Annotated in this window: 7 protein-coding genes; 3 read left to right on the top strand and 4 right to left on the bottom strand. The window is 42.2% G+C overall.

What is annotated here, in order from left to right:
- The first annotated feature begins 778 nt into the window (after positions 1 to 778).
- Positions 779 to 1,315: a thioredoxin family protein gene (locus tag ACVBIL_RS16730; RefSeq protein ID WP_447168086.1), complete on the top strand. Its 537-nt coding sequence runs from the start codon at positions 779 to 781 to the stop codon at positions 1,313 to 1,315.
- A 75-nt stretch (positions 1,316 to 1,390) separates the two neighbouring features.
- Here the strand turns inward: ACVBIL_RS16730 and ACVBIL_RS16725 are convergent, their stop codons facing one another.
- The 3 genes from ACVBIL_RS16725 to rhlB all read right to left on the bottom strand — a co-directional run bounded on the left by ACVBIL_RS16725 (position 1,391) and on the right by rhlB (position 7,045).
- Positions 1,391 to 4,372 carry a TonB-dependent receptor gene (locus tag ACVBIL_RS16725; protein WP_447168085.1) on the bottom strand — a complete coding sequence of 994 codons (2,982 nt, stop codon included), beginning with the start codon at positions 4,370 to 4,372 and terminating at the stop codon, positions 1,391 to 1,393.
- A 437-nt stretch (positions 4,373 to 4,809) separates the two neighbouring features.
- The gene (locus ACVBIL_RS16720; protein ID WP_447168084.1) at positions 4,810 to 5,721 is read right to left on the bottom strand and encodes a Ppx/GppA phosphatase family protein; all 912 of its coding nucleotides are present in this window, start codon (positions 5,719 to 5,721) and stop codon (positions 4,810 to 4,812) included.
- Between the two features lie 13 nt (positions 5,722 to 5,734).
- Positions 5,735 to 7,045, bottom strand: coding sequence for an ATP-dependent RNA helicase RhlB (rhlB, locus tag ACVBIL_RS16715; protein ID WP_447168083.1), 1,311 nt, complete (start codon positions 7,043 to 7,045; stop codon positions 5,735 to 5,737).
- A gap of 402 nt (positions 7,046 to 7,447) precedes the next feature.
- On the opposite strand from rhlB, the gene trxA reads away from it, so the two are divergent.
- Positions 7,448 to 7,774 carry a thioredoxin TrxA gene (trxA, locus tag ACVBIL_RS16710; protein ID WP_447168082.1) on the top strand — a complete coding sequence of 109 codons (327 nt, stop codon included), beginning with the start codon at positions 7,448 to 7,450 and terminating at the stop codon, positions 7,772 to 7,774.
- Positions 7,775 to 8,009: 235 nt separating this feature from the next.
- Positions 8,010 to 9,275 carry a transcription termination factor Rho gene (rho, locus tag ACVBIL_RS16705; RefSeq protein ID WP_447168081.1) on the top strand — a complete coding sequence of 422 codons (1,266 nt, stop codon included), beginning with the start codon at positions 8,010 to 8,012 and terminating at the stop codon, positions 9,273 to 9,275.
- Between the two features lie 84 nt (positions 9,276 to 9,359).
- On the opposite strand, the gene ACVBIL_RS16700 is transcribed toward rho, so the two are convergent.
- The gene (locus ACVBIL_RS16700) at positions 9,360 to 10,274 is read right to left on the bottom strand and encodes a LysR substrate-binding domain-containing protein (protein ID WP_447168080.1); all 915 of its coding nucleotides are present in this window, start codon (positions 10,272 to 10,274) and stop codon (positions 9,360 to 9,362) included.
- Positions 10,275 to 10,357 lie beyond the last annotated feature (83 nt).

Below are 10,357 nucleotides of genomic sequence, written 5' to 3'. Positions count from 1 at the left end.
CTGCAAGTCCCGTTCTATCTAGCTTTTGCTAAGAGCGAATGGCCTGCTGTGCCGTGTCAGTGGATGCGCATTATAGGAATATCTCAGAGCTGCGCAAGCGCTTTTTTTGATAAAAAATAATGTTTTTTCAAAAATATAACTTAAGCACACCATACACACTAAGTACCCCCAGAGTTATCCACAAAATTGCAGTTTTAGATTACTATTTGCGCTCCGGGATAATGAGTCTAGTACAGTATTTTTGAGTTGCACTAAGTATTTTCAACTAATTTCATATTTAAACCATTTAATCCTGCTTCACTTTACGTATTTAGGCCGCCATAAGGTTATAAAGCCACACTTCATACCGATGACTATACAATGACATGTGTTAACTACAGCCTCCTTTGTTCGGTAGAACACTTGCTCGCTGAATCGTAAAACTAGGTCACTATAAAAAGTGCTGCTATATATAGAAGGGAAATAAACTGACTTGTCAGCTAGATTAATCACGCAGCTACATAACACCGAACTGAAACCCAGACGCTTTTCCACATCCAAGTTAAAAAGCAAACTGACGTAGCGCCATTTATCTCCTATCAAACACCCCCCTAATTACTGCGGGAGATTACAGACTCCATTCAGCTTACCTTAAGACTTTAACCGTTAATCTAGTATTGAAAGGTAAATTTATAGATTTAGAGTGATCCCTATAGCATTGCCGAGATAGTTCACTTCACCCACTAGTTAAGACATGTTTGAATAAATAAAATCATTTATTCTTGCTCGGAGTATTATCATGCACAATAACGTCAAAGCATTGCTTGCAACCACTATGCTGTTTTTTAGTAGCCAAAGTATGGCCAGTGGCGGTTGCGCATTCGATGACAAACAAGCAGGCTTTATGGCCACTTGCAGTGAGGAGAAACAAGAAGTGATTTTAACTGGAACTGTAGAAGCACAGAAAATGGTTACCGAGCTTGCAGACTTTAAAGAGGGTTATGCAGACTATAAAGTTGATAGCGCTGCTATCGCCCCATTAAAGGATATTAGCACTGCGACTGAAATAACCGTGATTATCGGTACATGGTGCTCTGATTGTCACCGTGAAACACCGCGCTTTATCCGTATTATGGAAGAGCTCAATAATCCAAATATCAAAGTGACTTATATAGGTGTGGATAGAGCCAAACAAGATCCTGAAGGCTTAGCCGCTAAATATGAGTTCACGCGTATACCAACTATTATTGTTGAGCAAGACAATAAAGAGGTGGGTCGGATTGTTGAAAGACCTGAAGTATCGCTAGAAGTTGATTTAGCTAACATCTTAAAGTAGTCAGCTAAAACATAAAAAAGGCCGCAAATGCGGCCTTTTTTTATCACTACTACTTTCTAACCAAGATATTCTAAGTTAGAAATCGTAACGAACTGAAGCTCTAACATAACGTGGAGTTTGGAAGCTATCAGAATAACCATAGCGCTCATTCTTCGCACCACTATCAAACTCATACTGCTCATCTACACCTGTTACGCCATCAAAGTTAAACAGGTTAAATACATTCAGCTTGAAGTTAAGGCGACCAGCTTCGTTGAAGTCCACTGTATATGACATATTCAGGTCAATGTTATAAATCCAATCTGTACGCCCCTTGCTACCACGAGGTGCTGCTTCGCCATCAGCATAGAAAGATGAAGCACCATACCAATCACGACCATAACAGGTTCCATCAATTGCCACTGCTTCTACACAATAACCTTGGTCTTCAGGGTGAACACCAAATGCATTAATTGGACGACCTGATTGTAGGTACGAGTTAAAGCCAACGCTGAAATCATCAGTAACGTTGTAAACACCATATAGTTTGAAGTTATGGCGGCGGTCATTCGGCAGGTAGCCATCACCATTATCCATTAGTTCTGGATAATCGAATGATGTAGTCCAGCCTGGGTCGGCCTGCTCGTTATCAGAACGTACTAGACCTTCTGTATTACCTTCACTCTTCGACCAAGTGTAAGAACCATTTAACGTGAAGTCATCAGTAACGTTACCGCTAAAGTTTAACTCAATTGCTTTGTAAGTACGCTCAGCTTCCGGGAAGCCCATCTGGTCGGCGTTAACATTAACGGTTTCTTTAACACCATCACCATCTACGTCATAGTAGATCTCTGTGCCGATACCAGGGTTTGTTAGTGTCGGGAACCAACCACCAACAAAGTAGTCTTCAGCACTGGTCTCACCGTTGCCAGCATGCCATGTATTGGCATCATAATTTTCTAAGATCCATTGGTTCATACCATAGTTAAACGATACATCTTCAATAGATTGTTTAAGATCACGATATACACCACGGATCCCGACAGCCCAGTCATCATTTAGTTGCTGCTGATAACCAAGAGCAAACTCATCAGAATACATTGAGCCAGCTTTGTTATTAAACAGCTGATCTGCATCAGGTACTGAACCGTCAGCAACAACTCGGCGACTAATTTCATCTCCGAGTATTGGAGAACCATCTGCATTAACGCCATCAAGGTGACTAACAATGTGTGAGTCATAAGCAGCTGATGCCATACGTAGATTAGTATTTGGTGATACTGGCTGGAAGTAACGACCGTAAGAAGCGTATAGCTTACTAGCACCGTCACCTAATACATCCCATGTTGCACCTAATCGAGGAGCAAACTGACCATCTAAATCTACGTACTTGTCACCAGAACCGGTAGTATTGCTAAACTCGCTATAACGCACGCCAGCATTAACAGTTACAGTATCAGTTACAGCCCAAGTATCAGAAACATAAAGTGCTGTGTGAACGTTTTCTGTTTCACTATTCTTGCCCCAAATACGTAAATCTGCGTACTCAGTTCCTTCAGTTAGGCCATATGAGTTATCTGGGCCAGCAGCAAAATATTCGTACCAACCATCGCCGTGCGGGGTATAGATATCAGCAATTTCTAAACGCTCATAATCATAACCAGCGCGTAATGTATGATCACCAATAACCCAGTCTAAATCGATTCGGTAAGTGATTCGCTTGTCTTCAGTTTCCGAAGAACCATAGCCAACCCAGTCACCTAAACGCTGCCATGTTCCTGAACGAAGATCCCAATAGGTAGATTGATCTAAAGTGCCAGAGTTATCCTTAGTAGATTGGGTAATCTCACCATACATAGCTGTTAAAGTAATATCATCTGTTAGATAGCCAGTATAAAGGGCATTCCAACCAATTCCACCGTACGTGCTTTCAGTAAGACCAATTTCATCACCGCGCCCACCGTTGTCATCACGCTGATATTCAGATCCTGTATAATCGCCTTCATTACTGAAAGCCATCACACCTAAAGAGTGATCTTCATGGATAAACCAATCAACTTTGGTAAACCAGCGGTTAGTCTTCCACTCATTATCATCAATCTGACTCTCACCGTAACCAGTGGTTTCCTCTTCAAATGGATTCCATAAACCGTAGAAAAATAGTTTGTCTTCAATTAATGCACCTGAAGCCCAAATGTTATATTCAGTTTCTTGCCAATAACCATCTTTGGCTTTTTCAATAGTGCCATCATCTTTCATTCTTAAAGTTGGTTCAGCTAACGAGTCTGGTGCGATCTCTGCTTTTGCACCAAACTGCCATTCATTGTCACCCGACTTAGACACTAGGCTTACAACACCACCGATAAATCGACCATATTCAGCCGATACACCGCCAGTTTGAACTTCGGTTTGCGCAATCGCTTCCCATGGAAGATCGATATCGCCCATACCTTTACGCAAATCAGTTATGTTTAATCCGTTTAGGTAATACCCGTTTTCAGCAACTGATGAACCGCCAATCGAAACACCACCGAAACCATCATCGCCTGCCACAGAGCCTGGAGTAAGTAAGGCTATTGCTGTTGCATCTAATTCAACAGGTAATTGGTTAAGTTCGCTCATAGAGATAACTTGTGATGCTGTGGTACTAGAAGTATCTACTCGACTAATTCTTGCGCCACTAACAGCAATACGCTCAACACCTGAGCCTTCTAAATCAAGAGCAACGTCGAAAGTCAGTGCATTACCCATAGTAACGGCAATGTGTTGCTCTTTTACTTGGTAATAGCCGTCTTTAGAAATGGTTACAGTATATTTACCAATCGGCAGACCTTTAAGAGAGAAACTACCGTTTGAACCAGTAGTCGTTTCTCTCACAATACCTTTTGATTCATGCTTAATAATAACTGTTGCATTACTAAGATTTGAGCCCGCCTCTGTTGTAATTCGGCCTTGCATCACACCTAAACCATCTGCTGCCATCGCGGCCGGCGCAGATAAAAACAACACTGAACCTACAGCTAAAGCCGCTAGCGTCTTTTTCGGCGAAAATCGCTTTAAAGCGTTACTTCCAGACATAATTTTTCTCCCTTAAACTTTCTTTGAGTAAGCGCTTAGTCAAATTTTTTTTAGTAAAATGGGGTACAGAACAGCCAAGCGCAACAAAACATTAACACATGACACATATTTTATACAATGTACATTATCCAAAAAGTTAATCTTGCGGGGATGAATTCAGTTCTCAATGAGCAGAAAATCTAGGCATTGTAATTAATCACAAACTTAATGGTTAACAAAAATAATAAGTTAGAGTTATAGTGCCAGCTTGAGCAAGCAGTATAGTTCAATGAACTAGGCTCAAAATTTTAGTTGAATTTATTCATGGGGAAAAACTAACCCTAGGCAGTTTGATGCTAGGAAGTTGAGCGGATTTAACAGAAAAGATTAATTTCCGATGTAAAGAGATAGGTTGTGAACAGCTATAGAACACAATTAAAAATTGTCGCGTAGGTAAACTAAATATTACTGGCTAAGGTCTGCAATACACCTTCACGAAGCGCGCCACCAGAAAGCGATAGTTTTTGTATTTCTAGTAATTCAAATAGCGCCAATAAAATTGACACGCCTGCGGCAAACGTTGGGGCTCTTTCTTGATTGAGCCCAATAATCTCGACCATTGAAGGATCGTTTTGCGCTAACACTTCTTGTTTTAGGCTCAGTAACACATCCAAGGTAATTGTAGATGACTGATTACGATGACTCAGTAATTCTACAACAGACTGCACACTACCTGAGGCGCCAACAACACAATGCCAACCCAGAGTTTTAAGAGCTGATAATTGCTCACCGAGGACTCTTTTCACCTGCGCTTTAGCATCATCAAAGTCCAATTGCTGTAACGGGAATTTGCTAAAAAATGCTTCATTAAAAGTGACACAGCCCATCGCTAAGCTAGTTTTCAACAACACCTTGTTGCCATCACCAATAATAAATTCAGTGCTTGCTCCACCAATATCGATAACAAGACGGCGACCTTCACCTTCTGTTGTCGCAACCATACCTTGATAGATAAGCTCGGCTTCACGCATTCCTGAGATTATTTCGATTGGAAGAGTCAATATTGGCAGGGCTCGACGACAGAAGTCATCGGAGTTAGAGATATTTCTTAATGTTGCCGTTGCGATAACCGCCACATTTTCAGCAGAAACACCTTCTTTTTTCAACATTTCTGCGAACATAGTTAAGCAGTCTAAACCACGTAACAACACCTCTTCACTCAACGAGCCATCGGTTTGGATCCCTTCGGCCAAACGAACTTTACGCTTGTACTTCGCAATAATTTTTGGCTGTTGGCCCACGGTTTCAGCGACCAACATATTAAAACTATTTGAGCCTAACGTAATGGCGGCATAAAGAGGTGTAGTCATTAAGCTTTATCGCCTATGAATGTCTACGCGTTCTATCGTGGCGACGTGGACCACTACGCTGACCACCTTGTGGGCGGTTTGAACCATGTTCACGATTATTACGAGTATGTGTACTTGGTTTACGATGAATTCGCACTGGTGGAGGAATATCATCAAGCAGTGCTTCACTGTCATAAGCGGTCACTGGAATCGAATGTTGAATATAACTTTCGATTGCAGGTAAGTTCAGCGCATACTCTTCACAAGCAAAGCTAACCGACACACCTTTTTGACCAGCACGGCCAGTACGACCAATACGGTGCACGTAATCTTCACAGTCATCTGGCAAGTCATAGTTATACACGTGCGACACATCAGCAATATGCAAGCCACGCGCCGCAACATCCGTTGCCACTAGCACGTCAATTTCACCTTTAGTGAATTGCTCAAGAATACGTAAACGTTTCTTCTGCGGTACATCACCCGTTAACAAGCCCGCGCGATGCCCGTCACCTTCAAGCCATGACCATACTTTTTCACAGCTGTGTTTGGTATTAGAAAACACAATGGCTTTTTCTGGCCAGTCTTCTTCAAGCAAAGACAATAGCAATGGCATCTTCTCCTCCATCGATGGATAGAAGATTTCCTCTTTAATATTCTTTGATGTTTTCTCGTTTGGCGCAATCTCAACTTTCACAGGCTCATTCATGTGGTCATAAGCAAGTTCTTGCACTTTCATCGAAAGCGTTGCAGAGAACAACATATTCAAACGTGATTTTGCATCAGGCATACGTCTAAACAAGAAGCGAATGTCCTTAATAAAGCCTAGATCGAACATACGATCCGCTTCATCAAGTACTACAGCTTGAATATTACTAACATTGATAACCCCTTGGCGCACATAATCGATAATTCGACCTGTAGTACCAATCAGAATATCAACGCCTTTATCTAATACTTTACGCTGTACTTCGTAGCCTTCGCCACCATATACGATACCCACTTTCAGGCCAGTATGTTTAGCCAGTAAATTAGCATCTTTTGCAATTTGAATAGCCAACTCTCGAGTCGGCGCCATGATAATAGCGCGCGGTTGATTTAGCTGGCGTTCAGCTGGGATTGGCGTAGATAGGAGGTGGTTAAAAGTGGCGACTAAGAAGGCCAACGTTTTACCCGTACCGGTTTGTGCTTGACCCGCTATATCTTTTTTTTCTAATAAAATCGGTAACGACATTGCTTGAATTGGAGTACAAAACTCAAACCCAACTTCGTTAAGTGCTTGTTGTACTTCTTTATGTAAAGGGAAGTCAGCAAACTTCTGTGTAGATAAATGTGTATCGCTCATAGCGCAGGCTTACCTGTAAAAGGTTGCAATAAAAAACTCAATCGTTTGAAATAGCGATAAGGTTTTATCACAGAAAATTGGGCACACTCAAAGAAACGTTTAGCACGCGATTTTAGGCATCAGTGACGGAATCATCATTCCCTCTATATTTATACGATGCAATGAAACTTAAGCGTGGGTTTAGCGTTCTCTTAGGACAATTTTAAACGCATTAGGCGTTAAACGTCGTTGACGTAGGCTAACTATGCCTGTAAATCAGCGTCTTGTCTAAAGCGTTTTTAGTTACTCAAGAGTGCGACATTAATATTTGCATAACTTTTAGCTTGAAAAACTATTTTACCGACCCAATATACAGGTTAAGCCATTAACAAACCAGCAATGGCAACCAAACTGGAGAACAACATGAGCGACAAGATTGTATACCTAAGCGACGATAGCTTTGAAAATGACGTAATTAACTCTGAACTACCAGTTCTGGTTGATTTTTGGGCTGAGTGGTGTGGTCCATGTAAAATGATTGCGCCGATCTTAGATGACGTGGCTGAAGAGTACCAAGGTAAGATCACTATCGCTAAGTTAAATGTTGATCAAAACAACGTATCACCCGCTAAGTATGGCGTTCGTGGTATCCCAACATTACTACTTTTCAAAGCAGGCGAGCTAGCTGCAACTAAAGTAGGTGCACTATCAAAGACTCAACTTAAAGAGTTCATTGACGCGCAAATTTAAGCAAAACATGCCGTTTAATCACCGATTGCACGGTATTAAGTGATTCCCGACACAGCTTCAATAAGAAAATGTGTCGGGTTTAACTAAACTTCTAGACGCCCCGCTTTGTTAGTGCTACTTTAATAACCAGAAACATTCTTAATTAACCCACTTCTCGCTATCCGATCAATTCTCATTAAGCAACAAACCTTTGATCGAAGATGGCATTGCCGCGTACAAAACAAGACCCACCACGATGAATTTATCAGAATTAAAAGACACCCCAATTTCAGATTTAGTCCAGCTTGCTCAAGACATGAACCTAGAAAATATGGCTCGTGCTCGTAAGCAAGACATTATTTTCTCTATCCTTAAGGCCCACGCTAAAAGCGGTGAAGATATTTTCGGTGGTGGCGTTTTAGAGATCTTACAAGATGGCTTCGGCTTCCTTCGTAGCTCTGATGGTTCATATTTAGCGGGCCCAGATGATATCTACGTTTCACCTAGCCAAATTAGACGCTTTAACATGCGTACTGGTGACTCGATTTTCGGTAAGATCCGCCCACCGAAAGAAGGCGAACGTTATTTTGCCCTTCTAAAGGTAACTGAAGTTAACTTCGATAAGCCTGAAAACTCTCGTAACAAAATCCTATTTGAAAACCTAACACCTCTGCATGCTGAAGAACGTATGCGTATGGAACGTGGTAATGGTTCAACTGAAGATATTACTTCACGTATTCTGGATTTATGTTCTCCGATTGGTAAAGGTCAACGTGGTCTTATCGTTGCCCCACCAAAAGCGGGTAAAACTCTGTTACTACAGAACATTGCTCAAAGTATCACCTACAACAACCCTGAAGTGGTGTTGATGGTACTGCTTATTGACGAACGTCCTGAAGAAGTCACCGAGATGCAACGCATGGTTAAAGGTGAAGTTATTGCTTCTACTTTCGATGAACCAGCAAGCCGTCACGTACAAGTTGCTGAGATGGTTATTGAAAAGGCAAAACGACTAGTAGAGCACAAGAAAGACGTGGTTATCTTACTTGACTCGATTACCCGTCTTGCTCGTGCATACAACACGGTTATTCCTTCATCAGGTAAAGTATTAACTGGTGGTATTGATGCCAACGCTCTACACCGTCCTAAGCGTTTCTTTGGTGCAGCTCGTAACATCGAACACGGTGGCAGCTTAACCATTATCGCCACAGCGCTTGTTGATACCGGTTCTAAGATGGACGAAGTCATTTACGAAGAATTTAAAGGTACAGGTAACCAAGAGTTACACCTTTCTCGTAAAGCGGCTGACAAACGTGTATTCCCTGCGATTGACTTCAACCGCTCTGGTACTCGTCGTGAAGAGAAGCTAACGACTCCGGATGAGCTACAGAAGATGTGGATCTTACGTAAGATCCTTAATCCAATGGATGAAGTTTCGGCTATGGAGTTCCTTATCGACAAATTGGCAATGACCAAGACTAACGATGAGTTCTTCACTGCGATGAAGCGCGCTAAAAGCTAATTCGCTTTTTTATATACTGGCCTAGGTTGGTATAAACTAAAAAACCGCATTCGTGCGGTTTTTTTGTGGCTGTAATTCAGAATTCTAGCCCATATAGTGCTTCACACGCGCTAGGCGCAGCTTACATTGCTCACGCAGCATATCTCTAAGTAACAAGATAACTGGTGTCACATGCTCTCGCCCAGGGCAAACCAGATACAGATCAGCCTCTTCGCCTTGGTAGTCATTCAGTAAAGGCACTAGCCGCCCCGCTTCAATATCATCGGTTAGATCTAACCAAGACTTAAACACTAAACCTTGCCCAGCAACTGCCCAGCGCCTAGCAATATCAGCATCATTACAAGTACGATTAGCGGTCACCCGCACTTTATGTTGCTGGCCATTTTGATTAAATATCCATTGATCATGAGTGCGCTCATCCAACATAAAAAATAAGCAATTGTGCTGCGGTAACTGCTCTAAGGCCGTTATCTCTCCAAAGCGCTCTAGATAGTCTGGCGAGGCACATAACACCCGGCGTGAGTTGCAGATTTTAAAGGCCACCAGCGCCGAGTCTTTAGGGATCCCAGAGCGCAAGGCCACATCAATCTTGTCATGATAAAAGTCTGATAAATTATCGCCAATATGCAAACGCAGTTTCAGTTCTGGGTATTTAACGAGAAATGCATCCAGCCAAGGCAGCAACACATTGCGGCCCACATCCGATGGCACCGACAGGCTCACAACACCAGAGATACTCGCTTGAGTGCTTTCAATTGCCCGTTGACCGACTTCAAGGTCGCTCAACGCTCGGCGACAGTGAATAAGATAACGCTCTCCCGCATCGGTTAACCTTAAGCTTCGCGTACTGCGAATAAACAAGGCCGTGCCCAACTCTTTCTCTAATCGTTTAAGCCCTGCACTGGCAACCGCTGATGAAATATCTAGCTCAACAGCCGCCGCAGTGAGACTGCCACAATCGGCGACTCGGATAAAAAGCTTGAGATCATTTAGCTGCATTATCAATATTCCATTTATAAATGCGTATATATTCAAACTAAATTGTAGATAAATGAATCCTAAACGTCATCCATAAAAAAACC

This window comes from Shewanella sp. 125m-7 (assembly GCF_052977045.1).
The sequence above is the reverse complement of the archived record's forward strand: the minus strand, read 5'-3'. Positions and strand labels throughout refer to the sequence as shown.